The 19,984-nt window shown below is 73.8% G+C and carries 21 protein-coding genes, 1 tRNA gene and 1 pseudogene; 15 read left to right on the forward strand and 8 right to left on the reverse strand.

Translation table 11 applies throughout. The features are described 5' to 3' along the window. Positions 1 to 162: 162 nt before the first annotated feature. The 4 genes from V6U81_RS04725 (at position 163) to V6U81_RS04740 (ending at position 3,852) form a co-directional block, all read left to right on the forward strand. Positions 163 to 1,335, forward strand: coding sequence for a hypothetical protein (locus tag V6U81_RS04725; RefSeq protein WP_334484820.1), 1,173 nt, complete (start codon positions 163 to 165; stop codon positions 1,333 to 1,335). Between the two features lie 45 nt (positions 1,336 to 1,380). Continuing rightward, entirely contained in the window at positions 1,381 to 2,241 is an 861-nt protein-coding gene (locus tag V6U81_RS04730) for a PHP domain-containing protein (RefSeq protein WP_334484822.1), read from the forward strand. A gap of 40 nt (positions 2,242 to 2,281) precedes the next feature. Next, positions 2,282 to 2,896 carry a MarC family protein gene (locus tag V6U81_RS04735; RefSeq protein ID WP_334484824.1) on the forward strand — a complete coding sequence of 205 codons (615 nt, stop codon included), beginning with the start codon at positions 2,282 to 2,284 and terminating at the stop codon, positions 2,894 to 2,896. Between the two features lie 122 nt (positions 2,897 to 3,018). Further along, positions 3,019 to 3,852, forward strand: coding sequence for a RecB family exonuclease (locus V6U81_RS04740; RefSeq protein ID WP_334485179.1), 834 nt, complete (start codon positions 3,019 to 3,021; stop codon positions 3,850 to 3,852). Positions 3,853 to 3,867: 15 nt separating this feature from the next. Here V6U81_RS04740 and V6U81_RS04745 read toward each other — a convergent pair whose 3' ends face one another. Together V6U81_RS04745 and V6U81_RS04750 are read right to left on the reverse strand one after the other, a co-directional pair. After that, on the reverse strand, positions 3,868 to 4,725 hold the full coding sequence (locus V6U81_RS04745; protein ID WP_334484826.1) for an oxygenase MpaB family protein: 858 nt from the start codon (positions 4,723 to 4,725) through the stop codon (positions 3,868 to 3,870). A gap of 72 nt (positions 4,726 to 4,797) precedes the next feature. Continuing rightward, positions 4,798 to 5,226, reverse strand: a complete 429-nt coding sequence (locus tag V6U81_RS04750; RefSeq protein ID WP_334484828.1) for a Fur family transcriptional regulator — start codon at positions 5,224 to 5,226, stop codon at positions 4,798 to 4,800. Between the two features lie 189 nt (positions 5,227 to 5,415). Here V6U81_RS04750 and V6U81_RS04755 point away from each other — a divergent pair, with 189 nt between their 5' ends. After that, a complete protein-coding gene (locus V6U81_RS04755; protein ID WP_334485180.1) occupies positions 5,416 to 5,898 on the forward strand; it encodes a DUF2231 domain-containing protein in 483 nt (160 codons plus the stop codon). A 25-nt stretch (positions 5,899 to 5,923) separates the two neighbouring features. Here V6U81_RS04755 and V6U81_RS04760 read toward each other — a convergent pair whose 3' ends face one another. After that, the gene (locus tag V6U81_RS04760) at positions 5,924 to 6,427 is read right to left on the reverse strand and encodes a hypothetical protein (RefSeq protein WP_334484830.1); all 504 of its coding nucleotides are present in this window, start codon (positions 6,425 to 6,427) and stop codon (positions 5,924 to 5,926) included. 129 nt (positions 6,428 to 6,556) lie between these two features. Here V6U81_RS04760 and V6U81_RS04765 point away from each other — a divergent pair, with 129 nt between their 5' ends. Next, entirely contained in the window at positions 6,557 to 6,739 is a 183-nt protein-coding gene (locus V6U81_RS04765; RefSeq protein ID WP_334484832.1) for a hypothetical protein, read from the forward strand. 34 nt (positions 6,740 to 6,773) lie between these two features. On the opposite strand, the gene V6U81_RS04770 is transcribed toward V6U81_RS04765, so the two are convergent. The 3 genes from V6U81_RS04770 to V6U81_RS04780 all read right to left on the reverse strand — a co-directional run bounded on the left by V6U81_RS04770 (position 6,774) and on the right by V6U81_RS04780 (position 8,688). Then, a complete protein-coding gene (locus V6U81_RS04770) occupies positions 6,774 to 7,355 on the reverse strand; it encodes a flagellar biosynthesis protein FlgA (protein WP_334484834.1) in 582 nt (193 codons plus the stop codon). 249 nt (positions 7,356 to 7,604) lie between these two features. Then, complete coding sequence (locus tag V6U81_RS04775) at positions 7,605 to 8,015, reverse strand: FmdB family zinc ribbon protein (protein WP_334484836.1); 411 nt, start codon at positions 8,013 to 8,015, stop codon at positions 7,605 to 7,607. Between the two features lie 7 nt (positions 8,016 to 8,022). Beyond that, complete coding sequence (locus V6U81_RS04780) at positions 8,023 to 8,688, reverse strand: 5-formyltetrahydrofolate cyclo-ligase (RefSeq protein WP_334484838.1); 666 nt, start codon at positions 8,686 to 8,688, stop codon at positions 8,023 to 8,025. 84 nt (positions 8,689 to 8,772) lie between these two features. On the opposite strand from V6U81_RS04780, the gene V6U81_RS04785 reads away from it, so the two are divergent. From V6U81_RS04785 to V6U81_RS04810, 6 genes are all read left to right on the forward strand, one after another. After that, positions 8,773 to 10,956: a GGDEF domain-containing protein gene (locus V6U81_RS04785; RefSeq protein ID WP_334484840.1), complete on the forward strand. Its 2,184-nt coding sequence runs from the start codon at positions 8,773 to 8,775 to the stop codon at positions 10,954 to 10,956. Between the two features lie 9 nt (positions 10,957 to 10,965). Next, a complete protein-coding gene (locus tag V6U81_RS04790; RefSeq protein ID WP_334484842.1) occupies positions 10,966 to 11,919 on the forward strand; it encodes a UTP--glucose-1-phosphate uridylyltransferase in 954 nt (317 codons plus the stop codon). Next, complete coding sequence (locus V6U81_RS04795; RefSeq protein ID WP_334484844.1) at positions 11,916 to 13,211, forward strand: molybdopterin molybdotransferase MoeA; 1,296 nt, start codon at positions 11,916 to 11,918, stop codon at positions 13,209 to 13,211. The genes V6U81_RS04790 and V6U81_RS04795 overlap by 4 nt, the downstream gene beginning before the upstream one ends. Next, positions 13,208 to 13,852: a GNAT family N-acetyltransferase gene (locus V6U81_RS04800; protein WP_334484846.1), complete on the forward strand. Its 645-nt coding sequence runs from the start codon at positions 13,208 to 13,210 to the stop codon at positions 13,850 to 13,852. Before V6U81_RS04795 ends, V6U81_RS04800 begins: the two co-directional genes overlap by 4 nt. 177 nt (positions 13,853 to 14,029) lie before the next feature. Continuing rightward, positions 14,030 to 14,827 carry a divisome protein SepX/GlpR gene (sepX, locus tag V6U81_RS04805; protein ID WP_334484848.1) on the forward strand — a complete coding sequence of 266 codons (798 nt, stop codon included), beginning with the start codon at positions 14,030 to 14,032 and terminating at the stop codon, positions 14,825 to 14,827. A 198-nt stretch (positions 14,828 to 15,025) separates the two neighbouring features. Next, a tRNA-Ala gene (locus V6U81_RS04810) sits at positions 15,026 to 15,099 on the forward strand. Positions 15,100 to 15,172: 73 nt separating this feature from the next. Here the strand turns inward: V6U81_RS04810 and V6U81_RS04815 are convergent. Both V6U81_RS04815 and V6U81_RS04820 read right to left on the reverse strand, forming a co-directional pair. Continuing rightward, a pseudogene (locus tag V6U81_RS04815) lies at positions 15,173 to 16,382 on the reverse strand (tyrosine-type recombinase/integrase). Further along, positions 16,382 to 16,771: a hypothetical protein gene (locus V6U81_RS04820; RefSeq protein WP_334485207.1), complete on the reverse strand. Its 390-nt coding sequence runs from the start codon at positions 16,769 to 16,771 to the stop codon at positions 16,382 to 16,384. Before V6U81_RS04820 ends, V6U81_RS04815 begins: the two are co-directional and overlap by 1 nt. 162 nt (positions 16,772 to 16,933) lie before the next feature. On the opposite strand from V6U81_RS04820, the gene V6U81_RS04825 reads away from it, so the two are divergent. The 3 genes from V6U81_RS04825 (at position 16,934) to V6U81_RS04835 (ending at position 19,811) form a co-directional block, all read left to right on the forward strand. Continuing rightward, positions 16,934 to 18,043 carry an FUSC family protein gene (locus tag V6U81_RS04825; protein ID WP_334484850.1) on the forward strand — a complete coding sequence of 370 codons (1,110 nt, stop codon included), beginning with the start codon at positions 16,934 to 16,936 and terminating at the stop codon, positions 18,041 to 18,043. Positions 18,044 to 18,502: 459 nt separating this feature from the next. Continuing rightward, positions 18,503 to 19,207 (forward strand): VOC family protein, encoded by a 705-nt coding sequence (locus tag V6U81_RS04830; RefSeq protein ID WP_420883971.1) that lies wholly within the window; start codon positions 18,503 to 18,505, stop codon positions 19,205 to 19,207. Between the two features lie 160 nt (positions 19,208 to 19,367). Next, entirely contained in the window at positions 19,368 to 19,811 is a 444-nt protein-coding gene (locus V6U81_RS04835) for a hypothetical protein (RefSeq protein WP_334484854.1), read from the forward strand. Positions 19,812 to 19,984: the final 173 nt, after the last annotated feature.

Raw genomic sequence — 19,984 nt, forward strand, 5'->3', positions numbered from 1 at the left:
CTACGAACCGACTTCCCCGGCCGCGCCCGCCCGCCGCCCCGCCGCGCCCGCGACCCGCCCCCGACCGGCCGTCCCGGCCCCGACCACGGCCGTCCCGGCGGAGACCCGATGAACTCCACCACGCCGGACAACCGGACCGAGGGTCCCGAGCGTTCACTTGCTGTGACGCAGGACGACCTGGAGCGGGCGCTGCGGGAGACGCTCTCCCGCCGGGTCGCCGTACCCCCGCCCCCGGCGTTCGACCCGGCCGGCCAGGCCATCCGGCGGGCCCGGCGGGCGCGGCGCCGCACCACGGTCGCCGGCCTGGCCCTGGCCGGGGTCGCCACGGCGGTGATCACCGCCGGCACCGCCCAACTCGGCGGCCAGGCCGGCCGCCCCGACACCCCGACCGTGGTGCTGGGCGACCCGCGCGACACCGACACCTCCGGGTGGCCGATCGCCCCCGTCCCGCCGGCCCGGCCGGCCGGCGGCACGGTGGACCTGATCAACGGCACGGCCCTGGTCAGCGAGGGGAAGAGCTACGAGCTGGGCGTCGGCCCGGCGGAACGGGCGCAGCGGCTGCCCGACCACGACGGCTGGCTGGTGGTGAGCGCGACGACCACGGCGGGCCGTACCCTCTGGTTCGTGCCGACCGGCGGCGCGCCACGGGCGCTCCTGGCCGGTGCGGAGGAGATCGCCGTCGCCCCGGACGGCCGGCAGGTGGCCTGGCGCGACGGTGGCCGGCTCCTCGCCGCCGGCATCGTCGCCGGCCAGCTCATCGCCACGGTCCAGGCGAACGACCCGGCCGGCGTGGTGCCGACCCGGTTCGTCGGCGACCGGGTGCTGGTCCGTCCCGCCGCCGGGGGCTACGCGCTGTGGCGGCCGGGCCAGAGCAACACCCCGGGTACCAACCATCCCGACGTCCTCGACGTCTACGGGGAGCGCCCCGACGGTCGGCTCGTCGGCCTGATCCGCTCCGCCGGCCGGTCCTGCCCGGCGCTGCTCTCCGCCGACCTCACCCCGGTCGCTGTCCGCTGTGGCCCGGCGCTGGCCGGCGACGGGCGGGGCGGCGTCTCCGCCGACGGGCGCTGGCTGCTCGCCAACGGCCGGATCGCGTCGGTGGACGGCGCCCTCCTGGTCGACCTGGCCGGGGTGACACCGGTCGCCTGGCCGGCGGGGCCGGTGATCAGCGGTGCGGTGGCGTGGACCGGCGCGGAGAGCGCCGCGTACGTCGACCGCTCGGGCGCGCTGGCCCAGCTCCGCCCCGATCTGGTGCTGGCCGGGGAGCGCGCCAGCACGACGCTGGTCGGTGGCGGGTCGGACGCCCGCCCGGTGCTCGTCACCGGCGACTCCTGACCGGACGCTCCGGCGCGCCACCGGCCGGCCCGGTAGCGTCGGGCGATGACCACGCGGATCGACCTGCACGCCCACTCCACGGCCAGCGACGGCACGCTCAGCCCGGCCGACCTGGCGCGCGCCGCCGCCGAGGCCGGGCTGGACGTCGTGGCGATCACCGACCACGACACCACCGCCGGCTGGGACGCCGCCGTGGCGGCGCTGCCACCCGGCCTGTCGCTGGTCCGGGGCGCCGAACTCTCCTGCCGTTGGCACGGGGTGGAGCCGGCGGTGCCGCTGCACCTGCTCGCGTACCTCTTCGACCCGGCGCACCCGGACCTCGTCGCCGAGCTGGAGCGGGTACGGGCCGCCCGGGAGGTGCGCGGGGAGCGGATCGTCCGGCTGCTGCAGGCCGACGGGATCGACATCAGCTGGACGGAGATCATCACCGCCGCCGGCGGTGGGACGGTCGGCCGCCCGCACATCGCCGCGGCGCTGATCCGGGCCGGCCTGGTGGGCAGCACCACCGAGGCGTTCGCGCCGGACTGGCTGGGCGAGCGGTACCGGCTGCCCAAGGAGGACATCGACGTCTTCCGGGCCGTCGCGCTGGTCCGCGCGGCCGGCGGCGTACCGGTCTTCGCCCATCCACGGGCGACCCGGCGGGGACGGATCGTGCCGGACGAGCTGATCGTCGAGCTCGCCGCCGCCGGGCTGGCCGGGCTGGAGGCCGACCACGAGGACCACTCGCCGGCCGAAGCGGCCCACGTCCGCGCGCTCGCCGCCGAGCTGGGCCTGCTGGTCACCGGGTCGTCGGACTTCCACGGCACCCACAAGACCGTCCGGCTGGGCGCCCACACCACCGCGCCCGAGGCGTACGAGCGGATTGTCGCGGCGGCCTCCGGGGTGACCGAGGTCGCTTCCGGCTGATCCGCGTTTCCGCTTTCAGCGGCGCGACTACGGTTAGCCGGTGGATCTCAAGCTCTTTGGTGAGGTCTTCGTGACCCTGCTGGTGATCGTCGACCCGCCGGGCATGATGCCCATCTTCCTCGCCCTGACCGGACCCCTGGCCGCCCGGGATCGCAACCGGGCCGCCTGGCAGGCGGTCGCGTTGGCGCTCGGGGTGATCGTGATCTTCGCGGTGGCCGGCCAGACGCTCCTCGACTACCTGCACGTGGACCTGCCCGCGCTCCAGGCCGCCGGCGGCCTGCTGCTGGTGCTGGTCGCGCTGGAACTGCTGACCGGCAAGGCCGACGACCCGAGCCAGCAGGTCACCTCCAACATCGCCCTGGTGCCGCTGGGCACCCCGCTGCTGGCCGGTCCCGGCGCCATCGTGGCCACCATGCTCTTCGTCCAGCAGGCGGACGGGTTCAACGACTTCACGGCCATCGCCGCGGCGATCGTGGCGGTGATGGTGGCCGTCTGGATCGTGCTGCGCTTCTCCGGCGGCATCGTGAAGATCCTCCGCCCGGGCGGGATCGAGGTGCTCACCCGGATCGCCGGCCTGCTGCTGGCCGCGATCGCGGTCCAGCTCATCGCCGACGCGGTGGCCGCCTTCGTCACCCAGTACGTGAACATGGCCTGACGCCCGCCGGTGCGCGGGTGGCGGGGATGTCGGACCGGGATGGCAGGATCGGGTCCGTGCGACGACCCGCGGGTGCGCCCCGACCCCGTTCCGGCCAACCCGAGCAGCTCGGCTTCGACGGGATGCCGGAGCGGCTCTTCGTCTGCACCCCGAGCAAGCTCGGCGCCTACGAGGACTGCCCGCGCCGCTACCGCTACTCCTACGTCGACCGTCCCGCCCCGCTTAAGGGGCCGCCGTGGGCGCACAACTCGCTCGGCGCCAGCGTGCACACCGCGCTGAAGAACTGGTATGCGCTCCCCGCCGACCGGCGTCGACCGGAAGCGCTCGCCGGGCTGCTCAAGGGCACCTGGGTGCGCGAGGGCTACCGCGACGACGAGCAGGAGCGTGCGGCGTACCGGCGGGCGCTGGGCTGGCTGGAGGCCTACGTCGCGACACTGGACCCGGACGCCGACCCGCTGGGCGTGGAGCGGGTGGTCGCGGTCAAGACGGCGGTGCTGGCCTTCAACGGCCGCACCGACCGGATCGACTCCCGCCCCGGTCCGGCCGGCCCCGAGCTGGTCATCGTCGACTACAAGACCGGCCGCACCGGGCTGGACAGCGACGACGCGCGCGGCTCGCAGGCGCTGGCGCTCTACGCGTACGCCGCGGAGCGGACGTTCCGCCGGCCGTGCCGCCGGGTGGAGCTGCACCACCTGCCCACCGGGACGATCGCCGCGCACGACCACACCGAGCAGTCGCTGGCCCGTCAGCTCTCCCGGGCCGAGGAGACCGCCCGGGACATCATGGCCGCCGAGCGGGCCGTCGCCGACGGCGCCGACCCGGACGAGACGTTCCCCGCGGTGGCGGGGACCCGCTGCGGCTGGTGCGACTACCGGCGCAGCTGCCCGACCGGCGCGCAGATCCAGGGGCGGGACCCGTGGGCGGCGATGGAGCGGCCGGCCACGCCGGCGGAGTGAGCCGGGCGCCGCGGCTCAGGCAGCGGTGGAGGTGAGCCGGGCGGCGCGTTCCTTCGCGGCCTGCTGCAACGGCCCCTCCCGCCACTGGCGGGGCAGCGCGGCCAGGGCCAGCCGCAGCGCGCGGACGCTGAGGTCCGCCGAGAGCGCGGTGGTCGGCAGGCCCAGGCCGCCGTAGAGCCGCAGGGCCCAGGGCGGCAGGAGCCCGAGCGCGGTGCCGGCGATGCCGAGATACGCCCAGCGGGGCGGCCCGAGGGACAGGCCCAGCCGGGCCGGCCGGCTGAGCTTCCACGGGATCGGCGGGGCGGTCAGGAACAGCGCGGTCTCGGCCGCCTCCTTCGTCATCCGCAGCTCCGGGCGGACTGCCCGGTAGTAGTCGGCGACCTCGGCGGCGCTGCCCGGCACCTCGGCCGGGTCGAGACCGACCAGGGCGGCGGCCCGCCGCTGCTCGGCGTAGTAGCCGTCGACCTCGGCGTCGGTCAGCGACAACCCGGCCCGGCGGGCGGTGCTGACGAACGACTCCACCTCGGTGACGTGCACCCAGCGCAGCAGCTCCGGTTCGTCGATGCGGAACTGCTCGCCGGTGGACGGGTCGGTGGCGCGCATCCGGGAGTGCAGGCCGCGCAGCCGGCGGCCCGCCGCCTCGGCCTCCGCGGTGGTGCCGTAGACGACCGTGCCGACGTAGGTGGCGGTGCGGACCAGCCGACCCCAGGCGTCGGACTTGTAGTTGCTGTTCTGTGCCACGCCGGCCATCGCCCGGGGGTGCAGCGCCTGGAGGTAGAGGGAGCGCAGGCCGGCGACGATCAGGACCGGCTCGTCGTGCACCTTCCAGGTGACCGAGCCGGGACCGAAGAGGCCGAGATCGTCGGAGTCCACCGACCAAGAGTGCCACGCCGGCCGGGGGACCGGCCCACGGACGACGGCTCGGACCTCGGCGGTGCGGCGGGCTCAGACCTCGGCGGTGCGGCGGGCCTGGCAGGTGGGGCAGAGGCCCCAGAAGGTCACTTCCGCCTCGTCGACCTCGAAGCCGTGGGCGATGTTCGGGTCCAGGCAGGGGGCGCCGCCGACCGCGCAGTCGATGTCGGCGATCTCGCCGCAGCCCCGGCACACCACGTGGTGGTGGTTGTCGCCGGCGCGTGCCTCGTACCTCGCGGGACTGCCGGCCGGCTCGATCCGGCGGGCCAGGTCGGCCCGGGAGAGCGCGCCGAGGACGTCGTACACGGCCTGGGTGGAGACCGAGTCGAGGCGTTCCCGGACCCGCCGGGTGATCTCGTCGACCTCCAGGTGGCCCCCGCCGGCCAGGACGTCCAGCACGGCGAGGCGCGGCCGGGTCACCCGAAGGCCCCGCGACCGGAGCAGTTCCTCGCCACTGGACATGAGGCAATGACAGCACGGGGTCGGCGGCCCGACAACCGGCCCCGACGGCAGGTGGCCCCGGACACAGCTCCGACGACCTCGGTGAACCGTGCCCCTCGGCACCGCGTGTACCCGATCGACGGCGTGCTGCGACAACTGGATCGTCGTACGCTGCTTGCCGCGGAACCGCATCCACTGTCGGAGGTGTCGGTGTTCAAGGAAATCAACGGCCTGCCGGGCCACGTCCTGGTGGTCCACGCCGTCGTGGTGTTCGTTCCGCTGCTGGCGCTGCTGGCCGCCGCGTACGGGCTGATGCCGCGCTGGCGGCCCCGGCTCGACTGGGCGGTGGCGGTCCTCGCGGTGGTGACCCCGATCCTGGCCTGGGTGGCCACCGAGTCCGGCGAGGCGTTCCAGGAGGCCCTGGAGGCCAAGGGCTACCCGCCCGAGCTGCTCGCCAAGATCCACGAGCATTCCGAGTACGGCGAGAACCTGCTCTGGTTCACCGTCGGGCTCGCGGTGGCGGCGCTCGTGCTGCTGGCGCTGACCAGCGGTCGGTTCCGCACCCCGCAGCTGCCCGCCTGGGTCACCTGGGCGCTCACCGCGCTGGTCGTGGTGCTGGCGGTCCTCGCGCTGGTCTACGCGTACCTCACCGGCGACAGCGGCGCCGAGTCGGTCTGGGGCAACACCCTCTGAGTCCGGCCTCTCGTATCCGCCCCGCTCAGAAGATCGCCCGGGAGCAGAGCAGGCAGAGCAGGACCAGCAGCACCACCCCGGCGACGGCGCCGACGCTCCAGGTGAGCCGTTGGGCCCGTTGCTCCGCGACGTCCATCGCCTCCATGTCCTGGGGCGGTAGGGCGCGGGGCGCGGTCGGGTGCAGGTGCACCGGGGGTCGCCAGCCGGGTGGCGGCGGGGTGGTCGGCGGCGGTCCGGCGTAGCCGCCGCCCGCCGGTGGCGCTGCGCTCGGCGCCGTCGGGGCGGGTGGGGGAGCCGGTGCCACCCCGCTCGGCGCCGCCCACGGCGACGGCGACGTCGGCGCGGCCGGCGGTCCGCCTCCGGCCGGGTCGCCGGTCGTCGGTACGCCGGGCCGGCTGTGGCCGGTCGTCGGTACGTCGGGCCGAACGTCGCCGGTCGTCGGTGCGGTGCTCGGGGCGCTCGGTGGCACGGTCTCGGGCGGCCGCCGCCAGTAGTCGTCCTCCGGGGGGTTACCGCTGGGCGTCGTCACGCCGTCCGACGCTACCAACGCCCGGGGCGCCGGACCGGTCGACGCGGCGGCCCCGGGGTGGGAGTGGTACGGCCGCAGGCCGGAGCGGTGCCGGCGTGACGACCGCCGGTTGGGATAGTCTTGCCGATCGTGAGCACCGAGAACCCGGGCCCGCAGGGCGTACGCGGCGACGACGACCGCGCCGTCGACCTCAGCGAAGACTTCGTGGTACTGCCCGAGCAGACGGTCGACGACACCGATCACGGCTGGGGCGAGCGCGCCGGCGGCAACGACGACTGGCTGCTCGCCGAGCGTCCCCCGCACTGGGGCTGACCACACCCCCGGCGCCGGTCCGCGCCAGCGTGGCTCAGCCGCGGACCACGACGGCGAAGCGGCTCCCCTCCGGCTGGCCGATCGTGCGACGTGCCTGGTCGGGCTGGAGGGCCAGATAGAGGGCCGACGTCCCGTCGGTGGCGTCCCCACTCACCACGTCGAGCACCAGCGCCCCGGGTGCCAGCAGGATGGCATCGGTGGTCGCCTGCCCGCCCGGTACGACCAGCAGGTCGACCCGGGCGCCCGGCCGGAGTACCGCGAGCGCCGCCGGCTCGGCCAACCGCACCGGTACGCCCACCGCCCCGCCCGGCAGCGCCAGCGCCCCCGGCCGGCCGGCACCCGCCGGCACGCTCCCGCGCGCGCCGGCAGCCTGGCCGGACGACACGTCCGGCCCCGCCGGCCCACCGCCAGCCGACGGGCCGCGCGCACCCGCCGGTCGGTCCTGCGCGGCTCCGGGGGTTGGGCCGGCGCAACCGGTCGGATGGTCCAGGACGATCACCGCGAGCCCGAGCAGTGCCGCCACCAGCCCCGCCCGTAGCAGCGTCCCGCCGCCCGGCCGGCGCGGCCACCGCACCGGCCGCAGGGCGCGACCGCCGTCCGGGTCACCTGCCGCCATGACACCACCTCCGCCGTGCGGTCCGTCGTCCGAGGCGCGGTCCGCGCCGGGCGCCGTTGGACGGGCACCCGGTTCAGCAGGCTAGGTGGGCGGCGGAACGGTGCGGAGGACGTCGTACCCAGCCTGTGGATAACCTTCGGGCCTGTGGACAACGCCCGTCGGCCGCGCCGATCGGCTATGTCCGACGGCGGCCGGGTGCGCCGAACGCCCCTGCGGCCCGGGGGCGGCAGGGGCGTCGGAAGTGCGGGATCAGGAGGCCGAGGAGCTGCCCGACGAGCTGGCGGCCGGGGCCTTGGCCGAGCCGCCGCCGTTGGTCGACGTGCCGGACGAACCGGACGACGTGCTCGACGACGAGTCGCCGCCGGAGGACGAGCCCTCCGACTTGGCGGCCGGCTTGGCGGCTGCCGCGCCCTTGCTCTCGCTACCCGAGGAGCGGGAGTCGGTCCGGTAGAAGCCGGAGCCCTTGAACACGACACCAACCGAGTTGAAGACCTTGCGCAGCCGCCCCTCGCACGCGGGGCACTCGGTCAGCGGCTCGTCAGAGAAGGACTGCACCGCCTCGAGCTGGTGGCCGCACGCGGTGCAGGCGTACTGGTAGGTGGGCACGTTCTCCTCCGGATCTGGCACGGCCTGTTGGCACTCGACGTATTCGAGTGCCAATGGTGCGTCATCGCACCCGGGTTCGTCCAGCGGACGTGGGGGGATCGACAGCCGGCGCGTCCCCGAGGGTACGCAGGCCGCTCGCGGGGGCGAACACCGCGCGTACCGGACGATCGTGCGGCTCGGCGGGCAGCGTCCCGACCAGCTCGCCGTCGTGCAGCAGCGCCACGGTCAGGGTCGCCGCGGGCACCCGGGCCAGCGCGCGGTCGTACGAGCCGCCGCCCCGGCCCAGCCGTGCCCCGCGCCGGTCCACCGCCAGCGCCGGCACCACCACCAGGTCCGCCCCGGCCACCGCTGCCGGCCCGAGCCGAGGCCCGTCCGGCTCGCGCAGCCCCCGGCCGGCGGCCACCAGTGAGCCGGGACCGGCGTACCGGGCCCAGTCCAGGTCCAGGTCGTCGGCGAGGACCGGCAGGAGCAGCTCCGCCCCGGCGGGCAGCGCGGCGAGGAGCACGTCGGGCAGCTCCGGGCCGCCCGGTTCGGACCCGACCGGCACGTACGCCGTCATCCGGCGTGGGCGCAGCCGGCGTACCAGCTCGGCCAGCCCGGCCTGGACGGACGCCGCGGCGGCGGCCCGCTGCGGGCCGGTCAGTGCCCGGCGGCGGGCGAGCAGCGCGACCCGCGCCTCGCGCTTCGCCTCATGGGTCACTTCCGCGTCATCAGAAAAATCCGGCACGCAACACTCCTGACGCAACGCTTCTATACCGGTCGCTCTGTGTCAGCATCGCAGCAAAGGGCCTGGAAGCTCTGGGGGGCAGCGTTGACGCTACGCGGGCGGTTGACGGCAGCCTTCCTCGCGGTGGTGCTCGGCCCGGTGCTGCTCGGCGCGGTCTTCGCCGGGACCACCCTGGCGGCGGTCGATCGCAGCCGCTCCACCGAGCGCCTCGGGCTCGCCGCCTCCGCCGTGCGCACCTCCGTCGACGCGCTCTGCCAGCAGCTGCGAGCCGCCGCCGACGCCGTCGCGCTGCGCACCGACGCCGCCGCCCGGATCGTGGCGGCCGGCCAGGTGGTCGGCCGCGGCCTCGCCGCCGCCGTGCTGGTCACCGACGTGAACGGCACCCCGACGTACGTCACCCCGGGGGCACCCCCGACGCCCTGGCTGGACTGCGCGGACAGCGGCGTGGCCGAGGGACCGGTGCGGGCGATCAGCGCCCGGGTCGAGCTGCGCGACCCGGCCGGCGCGGCGCTCGGCACGGTGGCCGCCGCGCAGGTCGTCGACCCGGCCTTCGTGGCCCGGCTGGCCGCCGCCACCGGCGTCGCGGTCACCCTGCTCGACGCCGGTGCCCCGCCGGGCCGGGTCACCCACACCACCGAGTCCCACCAGGTACGCGAGGCGGTGCTCGCCGCCGCCGGCACGGCCGACGGAGACCGGGTCACCGAGACCCGCGACGGCCGGTACGTCCGGCGGCTCGACCCGACGTCCGGGCAGCCGCTGCCGCTGGTCCTCTCCGTCTCCGGCGAGCGGCCACCCGGCCTGCCCGCCGTGCTGCTCGGCGCGGTGCTGCTGGCCGCCGTGCTGGCCGTGCTGACCGCCTGGCGGTTGGCCCGGGTCACCACCCGACCGCTGGTCGAGCTGGCCGCCGCCGTGGACCGGGTGGCCCGGGGCGACCTGACCGCCCGGGTACCGGTGCGCAGCCGCGACGAGATCGGCCGGCTGGCCGCCGCGTTCAACGGGATGACCCGGGAGACCGCGAGCTACGTGGCGGCGCTGACCAGCAGCCGGGACCAGCTGCGCGGGCACCTGGCGGTGCTCGGTGACACCCTGGCCAGCACCCACGACCTGCAACGCATCCTGCGGGTGATCCTGCACAGCGCCATCGGGGCGACCGGGGCCCGGGCCGGCGCGGTGCTGCTGCTCGACCCGGCCGGGGTACTGGTGGAGCAGTGCGCCGAGGGGCTGGACGGGCGCTACCCCGCCGGGGCGGACGCGCTGCGGGTGCCGGTCGGCGTCGGGGTGGTCGGAGCGGTGGCGGCCACCGGGGAGGTCCGGAGCGGACGGGCCGAACCGACCGACCCGACCGACGGGGAGCCGCGCTGCGAGTCGTACATCGCGGTGCCCTTCACCGCGCCCGGCGGCCCGGCCGGCGGCGAACCGACCGGCCGGGATCCGACGGTCGGGGTGCTGGCCCTCTACGACCGGCTCGGCGCCGAGGAGTTCGACGACGACGACCTGGTCACCCTGCGCACCTTCGCCGGGCACGCGGCGGTGGCGGTGGAGAACGTCCGGGTGCACGAGGAGGCCCAGCGGCTGTCGCTGACCGACCCGCTGACCGGGCTGTGGAACTACCGCTACCTGCGCGAGTCGCTGCGCCGCGAGGTGGAGCGGGCGAACCGGTTCGGCCGGATGCTCAGCATCCTCGCCCTCGACCTGGACCGCTTCAAGACCGTCAACGACACGTACGGGCACGCGGCCGGTGACGCGGTGCTCGCCGAGTTCGCCCGCCGGGTACGCGGGGAGATCCGCGAGGTGGACCTCGCCTTCCGGCAGGGCGGCGAGGAGTTCGTGGTGCTGCTGCCGGAGACCGACGCGCGGGGCGCGGCGATCGTCGCCGAGCGGCTCGGGGCGGCCGTCCGGGACACCCCGATCACGGTGGACGGGCACGGCGTGCGGGTGCCGGTCCCGGTGACCGTCTCGATCGGCATCGCCGTCTATCCCGATCACGCCAACACCGGGCAGGAGGTGCTGGACGCCGCCGACGATGCGCTCTACGGCGCGAAGGCCGCCGGCCGGGACGGCTACCGGGTGACCGGCGCGCGGGCCACGCCGGTGGAGGAGGAGATCACGGTGCCGGCGGGGGCGGCCAGCCCGGACGACGGGCTCCCGCGCGCGGGCCCGGCGGCCGAGCGGACCGCGAGCCGGCACGCCACCGGCACCGCCGGTGTGACGCAGCCGGGCGGCGCGTCTTCCGGTCCTCACCCGCCGCGGCAGAGCCGTGGCCGATAGTCTCGCGGCATGTCGGAGCACTCAGCGAACCCCTCAACGGCCGCCGCGACCGGCCGTACCCGCGCGGTCAAGGCAGTCATCCCGGCCGCCGGGCTGGCCACCCGGTTCCTGCCGGCCACCAAGGCGGTGCCCAAGGAGCTGCTGCCGGTGGTCGACCGGCCGGTGCTGCAGTACATCGTCGAGGAGGCGGTCCAGGCCGGCCTCGGCGACGTCCTGCTGATCACCGGGCGCGGCAAGACGGCCATGGTGGACCACTTCGACCGCCGGCCCGACCTGGAGGAGCGGCTCGCGAAGAAGCCGGACCTGCTGGCCGCCGTCAAGCGCACCGAGGACCTGGCCGAGATCTACACCTGCCGGCAGCCCGAGCAGCTCGGCCTCGGCCACGCCGTCGGGTACGCCGAGTCGCACGTCGGCGACCAGCCGTTCGCGGTGCTGCTCGGCGACGAGTTCGTCAAGCCGTCCGAGCCGCTGCTGCCGGCCATGCTGGAGCTGCAGGCCCGCACCGGCGGCGTGGTGCTGGCGTTCTTCGAGGTCGACCCGGCCGAGACCAGCCGGTACGGCATCGCCTCGGTCGAGCCGGCCGAGTCGGAGCTGGCCGACATCGGCGAAATCGTCAAGGTGACCGGCATGGTGGAGAAGCCGAAGCCGGAGGACGCCCCCAGCAACCTGGCCGTCCTCGGCCGGTACGTGCTGCCGGGGCGGATCTTCGACGCGATCCGGCGGACGGAGCCGGGCAGCGGCGGCGAGATCCAGCTGACCGACGCGATGGAGCTGCTGCGCACCGAGGGGGTGCCGGTGCACGCGATCGTCTACCGGGGCACCCGCTACGACACCGGCATGCCGCTGGGCTACCTCCAGACGGTGGTGCAGATCGCCGCCGAGCGGGAGGACCTGGGCGGCGAGTTCCGCAAGTGGCTGACCGAGTTCGTCAACTCCGACGCGGCGGGCGGCTCCGGTACATGACCGCTACGGCCGACGCCGAGGCGGCCGCGAACGAGTTGACGCCGCTCGCCGACTACCTGGGCAGCGTGCTGCGCAGGTTACGCGCGCTGCCTCCGCTCGACCTCGACCTCACCCAGGCGTACGGCAACGTCCTCGCCGAGGACGTCGTCGCGCCGCACTCGTTCCCCGCCTTCGACCAGGCAGCGGTGGACGGGTACGCCGCGCGCTGGGAGGACCTCGTCGGCTACGGCCCGGTCCCCTCCTCGGGGGGGCCGGGCCGGACCGTGCGGTTGAACGTGGTCGGCGACCTCGGCGCGGCCAGCTGGCGACCGGTCCGGCTCACCCCGGGCTCGTGCTTCTCGGTGGCCGCCGGGGCGCCGCTGCCGGTGGCCGCGGACGTCGTGGTCCCGGTGGAGTGGACCGACCAGGGCATGGCCGCCGTGGAGATCTTCCGCACCCCCAAGCGGGGGTACGGGGTCCGCCGGGCCGGCGAGGAGCTGCCGGCCGGGACCCTGCTGGCCCGGGCCGGCACGTACGTCTCGCCGGCGCTGGTGGCCGTCTTCGCCGCCACCGGCCTCGGCCATGTGGTGGTCCGCCCCAGCCCCCGGGTCGTCATCGTGGCGACCGGCGACGAACTCGTCGACGTGGGCCGGGGCAGCCAGCCGGGCCAGGTGGTGGACGCGAACTCGCACGCGCTGACCGCCGCGGCGGCCGAGGTGGGCGCGCTGGCCTACCGGGTGGGCATCTGCGACGACGACCCGGAGGCGCTGCGCGGCCTGCTGGAGGACCAGACGCTGCGCGCCGACCTGATCGTGACGACCGGCGGCACCGGCACCGGGCCGGGGGACATGGTGCGCCGGATCCTGTCCCGGCGGGAGGGGGGCCGGGCCGGCCCGGTCACCTTCACCGACGTGGCGCTCTATCCCGGCACCTCGCTCGGGTTCGGTACGGTCGGCGCCGAGGAGGTGCCGGTGGTGTGTCTTCCCGGTGAGCCCGGCGCGGCGCTGATCGGCTTCGAGGTGCTGGCCCGGCCGGCGATCCAACTGCTCGCCGGTGCGGAGCCGGTGTTCCGGCCCAGTGTCCGGGCGCACCTGCTGGAGACCATCTCGTCGCCGGCCGGGCTGCGCGAGTTCCGGCCCGCGCACGTGGCGGAGCGGCGCGGCGGCGGCTACACCGTCCAGCCGCTGCCGGGCGGGCCGTTCACCCTCTCCGGGCTGGCCGAGGCGAACGGGCTGATGGTCCTCGGTGAGCGGGTCACCGCCGCAGCGGCCGGGTCCACGGTGGACGTCCTCCTGCTGGACCGGCGCCGGTGAGTCTGTTCGGCCGCAATCCAGGGTGGCCGGTGACGTTGGCCGACGGGCCGGTGGTGCTGCGGCCGTACCGGCGCTCCGACGCCGCGGCCTGGTCGGAGATCCGGCGCGCCAACCAGGCCTGGCTGGCGCCCTGGGAGTCGCACCTGCCGGGCAGTTGGGACGAGACGAACTCGCCGGCCGCGTTCCGCTACGTGCAGCGGGACCAGCGCCGCTCGGCGCGTACCGGTGAGGGGATGCCGTTCGCGGTGTGCCTGCGCGAGGACGGCCGGGAGCGGCTGGTCGGGCACATCAACGTGGGCAGCATCGTCCGGCGGGCGTTCTGCTCCGGGTACGTCGGGTACTGGGTGGACTCCCGCGTCGCCGGCCGTGGGGTGATCCCCACCGCCATGGCGCTCGCCGTGGACCATGCGTTCGGCCCGGGTGGACTGCACCGGGTGGAGGTCAACATCCGGCCGGAGAACCGTCCCTCCCGGAGGGTCGTGGAGAAGCTGGGCTTCCGCGAGGAGGCGTACCACGTGCGCTACATGCACATCGACGGTGCCTGGCGCGACCACATCGGATACGCGATGACCAGCGAGGAAGTGGCCGCCGAAGGTGGCCTGCTGGCCCGCTGGCACCGGGTGCGCCGTACCGGCGGGTGAGCCGTCCCACGGGCGGGATCGGCGCGGCGCGTCATCATCCTGGTCGGTGGCCCGTAACCTCAAGTGACTGCAAGCTGTGGCAAGCGCTGCCTGCCCGTACGATCTGCGCCGTCGAGGACCATCCGGTGAAGATCCTGCGGCCGATCGGCGGTTGCCCCGAATTCGGTGACGGGAGGGGTGAGGGTGCCGACCTCGGTGCTCCTCGCCGTCCTCGCCGCCGCCGGCCTGCTCGCCCTCGCCCCGGCGCTGGTCCGCCGGTACGACGCCACCGAGCGGCTGGTGGCGGAGCGGGCGCAGTCGACGGCGCGGGTGCTCCAGCGCCGCCGGCGGGCTCGTACTGTCCCCGGTCGGCGGCCGGTCAACCCGTCCCGCGCCCTCGTCGTCACCCTCAGCGAAAATGCGGCGACGGGTGGCCTGAGCGCTCCGGTCTCCGCGCCGCCCGCGCCGGTGCGCCGCTCCGGTCGGCTGCGCGCCGTGCCGCCGGCCCCGGGCAGGGCGCGCCGCCGGCCGCCGCCCCGCCGGCACCACACCCCGGCGGTCTACCGACGGCGTCGGGTGCTCGCCGCGCTGCTGCTGCTCAACTTCGTCGAGCTGGTCGGCGTGGTGGTGGTCAGCCCGGGTTTCTGGATCGGCTTCTCGGTCACCGCCACCCTGCTCGTGGCATACGTCGTACACCTGCGGGGGATGGCCGTGAAGGACCGCCGGCGGCGGCGGATCCAGGCCCGGGAGGCGGCCTGGCTGGCCGCCCGGCAGGCCGAGGTGCGGCGGGAGCAGGCCCGTCGGGCGGCGGCCCGCCGGGAGGCGCAGCGTCGCCTGGCGGCCCAGCGCGAGGCGGTACGCCGCTCCGCGATGGGCCTGGACCGCCCGGCCGACCTGCCCGCGGCGGCCAGCGGCGGCGGCTCGGTCTCCTACCGCCGCACAGGCGGCCTCCGCGGACGCCCGTACCAGTCCGGCCGCGGCCCCCACACCGCCTGACCGCTCAGGCCCCGTCGATCTTGCAGTTGCGGCCCCCGATGTGGGGCTTTCGTCCCGTTCATCCGGGCCGCACCTGCAAGATCGGCGGGGAAGGGGTGGGCCGGTGGGGCGGTTCGCTCGGGTGCGGGGCGTCTGTTAGCCTTGTCGTCGGCCCGCCCGGTGAAAGCCGGGTGGGACCGAAGCCGGTCCGCCGGCGGAGGGGTTGTGGCGCAGTCCGGTAGCGCACCTCGTTCGCATCGAGGGGGTCAGGGGTTCGAATCCCCTCAACTCCACCCAGTTCAAAGGCCGTTTCCCCGCGTGGGGGACGGCCTTTTTCGATCTTGTACAGCAGTGAAGTACAGCAGCTCACAGGAACTGCTCGCCGAGCCGGGTGAGTGCCGTCTCGGTCGCCTCGGAGGCGACCTGGGCGTAGATGTTCATGGTCACGGCGATCTGGCTGTGCCGCAGGATCCGCATCATGACCCGGGGGTGGACGCCGAGAGCCACCAGCAGGGAGGCCTAGGTGCGCCGGGTGCACCGAGATCTCCCGGACGCCGGCCTTGCGGCAGTGGGTCTTGAACTCCCGATGGAAGTTCCTCGGCTCGATCGGCGTCCCGAGGCGGGTGGTGAAAACCAGGCCGTTGTCCTGCCAGGCCTGGCCGGCGTGCTCCTGGTGCCGCTTCTGGTCTTCCCGGCGGGAGCGCAGGGCCGTGGCGCAGATGACCGGCAGGGGCAGGATCGCCTCGGACGACTCGGTCTTGGTCTCCCGGTGCAGGAGCTGCCGGCGGATGCGCTGGAGCTGGTAGGCCACCGACAGCTCGTTGGCGGTCAGGTCGACGTCCTCCCACCGCAGGCCCAGCACTTCACCCCGGCGCAGCCCGAGGACCAGGATCAGGACGTACGCGGCGTAAAGCGGGTCCCCGTCGGCACGGGCCGACTCCAGGAACTGGCGGGCCTCGTCGACGGACCACGGTTTGTCCTTACGCGGGCGAGGTTGGCCACCCGCAGCAAGGCCGCCGGGTTGCGGGTCAGCAGCTCGTCCCGGACGGCGTTGTTCAAGGCGGCGCGCAGGGTCGTCCAGGCATCGCGGGCGGTCCGTTCGGAGACGGTCCGTTGGCAGCCGCGGCCGGCGCGCAGCGCTTTCGCTTGCCCTCAGGGCGGGCGGCGTCCTTGCCCTGCAGGCAGCACTGGCAGGCGGACCGGAGCTGGTTGAGCCAGCTCTGGACGTCCGGAACCGTCAGCTTGTCGAGGCGGCGGGAGCCCAACTCCGGCGCGATGTAGAGACGGACGAACATGTCGTAGTTGGCCGCCGTGGCGGGAGCGAGGTGCGGCTCAACAACGTCACGGAGCCACGAGTCGAGGTAGCTGGTGAGGGGGGCAGGCGGGTGACGACCGGACCGGCCTTTGCCTGATGGTGGAGCTTGATCCACTTGTCGTGGACGGCCTCGCGGGTCTTGCCGTAGACGTACTTGCGGGTGCGATTGCCATCGGGCTTGGTGACCCAGACGTAGGCGGCGAAGCCGTTGCGGTAGGGGAAGATGGAGCCTTCGCCGTTGGCTCGGGCACGTCCGGGCATCAGGCGGCCTTCTGGCGTTCGACCTGTTCGCGGATGTAGTCGTCGACCCATTCGGGGAGGATGCGGCGGTACTTGCCGTCCTTGATGGAGCGCAGCTCGCCGGTGGCGATCTTCATCTTGACCTTGGAGATGCCGAAGCCGGGCAGCGCGAGAACCTGTGTCAAGGTCCGCTTGACTGCAAGGGCCCCCGTACCAGATCCATTCCGTTGATACCAGCACCAGAGGGGCTGGGATACAGAAGAATGGAGCCCGTGGCCTCGGACCAGGAAGCACTCCAGCGCCTGCGGGACGCGCTCGTGCGAGTTCATGAACGTGCCGTGGTACACGACGATGACGGCCTGCACATTGCGGCCCACGACATCAGCCAGGCGGTCTGTGAGCTGGGACATCCGTGCCCCGAGGGGCCGGAATTTCGCACCTGCCCCATATGCAAGTCGCTACCAGGCCAGCGCTGCATCAGCGTGCCCGGCCACACCTTGCAGGACCACTACCACCCGGAGCGGTGTCCGCAGACGTGACCCCGTGCCTCCATTGCTCCTCGGAGGTGAGACGTGCGTAGCCGGGATCGGGGTGTGCGGCCAGCGCTGGTGGGGCGAGAAAGCCGGGAGGCTTTCGAGCGGCTTCGCACCTATTTCATCATCGCGGTCCAGGCGGGTGCGGCGGCCGGTCTGTCCTGGTTCATCGCGGACGACGTGCTGCACAATCCGCAGCCGTTGTTTGCACCCGCCGCCTCAATCGGCACGATCGCGGCAGCCCTTGGCAATCGGATCAGGCGAGCGGCGGAACTCATCGCCGGGGTGATCGTGGGGGTGTTGACCGGACAGCTGATCATCGAGGTGATCGGGACGGGACCGATACAAACCGGCCTGATCGTGGCACTCGCGATCTCGTCGTCAGCCGTGATTCGCGGCGGCGGTGCCGTCATGGTGCACGCAGGAAGCACCGCCGTGCTGCTGGGAACGCTGTCTGCGGAAAACCTCGCTGCGGCGCGGACCGTCAACGGGGTGATCGGAGGGTTGACGGCCATCGCCGTGGCGCTGCTGATCCTGCCGGCCAACCCCATGCGCGTCGTACACCGCTCTGCGGGTCCGACGCTGGATATCTTCGCACGTGATCTCACGGCTGTCGCTCAGGCGCTGGAGCAGCGTGACGTTCAACAGGCCGAGGGCGCCTTGCAGCGCTTGATTGCGGCAGAGGAGCAAAGAAACAAGTCGGTCGAGATGGTGGCTGCGGCGGCGGAGATCGCGGTTCTCTCACCCTGGCGGTGGCGACGATTGGGCATCCTGCGCCGGTACCAGCAAGCCTCCAAGCACCTCCAACTCGCCTACTCCAACAGCCGCGAGATGGCGCATTGGGTCGCATCGACGGTACGGCAGCGTGAGCCGATCCCGGCCAGCCTTCCAGTGTCCATCGAGCGCCTCGGCCAGGCCGTGAGGCTGCTGCATCGCGATTTCCTCGCCAGCCGAGAGCCCGACCTTGCGCGCGCGCGGGCGCAACAGGCCATCGACGGGATCAACCAGGCCTGCGCCGAAGAGATCGGGTTCTGCGGGATGGTCCTCGTTTCGCGGCTGCGCCTTGCCATCAGCGAAGTGCTTCAAGCATCCGGAGTGCCAAAGGCAGAGGCGAATCAGCAGGCGGGGTTGGCGGCCGACGCGAGCTGATTAAACAACCTGTGTTGTTGCCGTCTTGACACCACTTCCGCGAACGCAACCCACCGGACCCCGACTACAACCAGGAGGTCTGGGACGAGCAGGTCCGCCAACACAAGCAGGGCCACCTCATGAATGAACGCCCGAAGGTCCGCATCCAGCGCCTCGTCTAATGCCAGCAGTACAGCATTGAAGTACAGCAACCGTGCCAGCCGCATCGGCCCCGAGAACGGCGCCAGCAGAGCCTGTGACCTCGGAAGCAGCCCGACCAGACCACGACGCAGCCAGTTCGCATCGAGGGGGTCAGGGGTTCGAATCCCCTCAACTCCACCCAGTTCATGGCCGTTTCCCGTGGTGGGAGACGGCCTTTTTCGATCTTGGCGGCAGCCCCTTCGCGGTTCGGTCTCCTTGTCGTACCCGCCGGCCCGGTTCTCGCTTGTTGTCCTGCTGGCCCGTGCCTACTGTGCAGTGATGCTTTCGCGAATGCTGACGGTGACGTTCGATGCGCGCGACGCGGCTCGCCTGGCAGAGTTCTGGGCCGGCTTGCTCGGCCGGGAGGTCGTCGAGGACGCCGGTGGTGCGCTCCTGCCCGGCGACGACACACAGCTCAGCCTCCGGTTCGTTCCGAGCCGCGCGGAGAAGGTGGGGCCGAACCGCATGCACCTTCACCTGACCAGCGCCAGCCCCGCCGATCAGCAGCACACGGTGGCGACGGCGCTGGGGCTCGGCGCCGGCCACCTCGACGTCGGGCAGCGCCCCGAGGAGGGGCACGTCGTCCTGGCCGACCCCGAGGGCAACGAGTTCTGCGTGATCGAGCCGGGCAACGCCTTCCTCGCCGGGTGCGGCTTGCTCGGGGAACTCGCCTGCGACGGCACCCGGGAGGTCGGCCTCTTCTGGAGCGAGGCGCTGGGTTGGCCGCTGGTGTGGGACCAGGACCAGGAGACCGCGGTCCAGTCACCACACGGCGGCACGAAGGTCGCCTGGGGAGGCCCGCCCGTGGCCCCGAAAGAGGTGCGGAACCGGCAGCGCTTCGACCTCGCTCCGGCCGGTGGTGACCAGCACGCGGAGGTCGACCGGCTGGTCTCCCTCGGGGCCACTCGGCTCGAGGTCGGTGCGGACGGCGGCGTCGTGCTGGCCGATCCCGACGGCAACGAGTTCTGCGTGAGAGGGAACTGACCACAGCGCCACGGCGACGCAGCCAGTTCGCATCGAGGGCTGTCAAGGCGGTTGCGGGAACCCGCAACCGCCCTTGTCCGCCCTGCGGTGACAGTGGTCCGATCCGTCGCCACCAGGCGAACCGGCACTCCCGCCGGACGGAACGAAAGGCCCCACTCACGTGCGTCGACTTTCCCAGCTACTCGCACTGGCGTTGCTCGCCTGCGTCGCCACCGTCGTGACCGGGGCGCAGAGCGCCCAGGCTGCGAGCTGCAGCGGTTACCTGATCAACCGGACCGTCGCGAAGACCTCCTCCGGGGTGACGGTCGGCGAGCTGGTCGTCTACTACAACTCCAGCACCGGCTACAACTGCGCGCGGTTCAACCACCTGGGCCCGACCTACGGGGTGGCCAGCCAGACCTACGTGCTCCTCAAGCGGTGTACCAACGGCACCAGCGCCGACCTGTGCTGGGCCGAGACGGAGGACCGTTCCCTGGGCGACTACGCCTACTACGCGGGCCCGGTGCAGGTCTACGCCCCCAACAACTGTGTCGGCGCGCAGGGGTACGTCACCTACCAGGGCAAGTACGTCTGGGCCTACTCGCCGACCAAGATCGGCTGCTAGCGGGGCCCGGCACCGGATCCGGGTGCGGAAGGCCGTCTCCCGGTCCCGGGAGGCGGCCTTTCTGATTCGGGTACGGAGCCGGGAGCGCCATCCTGTTGCGGCTTCCGCAGGTCGCCTGGCCGCCGCACGAACCGTCGGCCGACGCGACCGTGGCCAGTGCCGGGCTGTGTCAC

Origin of the sequence: Micromonospora lacuserhaii (genome assembly GCF_036902735.1) — a bacterium.
GTDB lineage: Bacteria > Actinomycetota > Actinomycetes > Mycobacteriales > Micromonosporaceae > Micromonospora.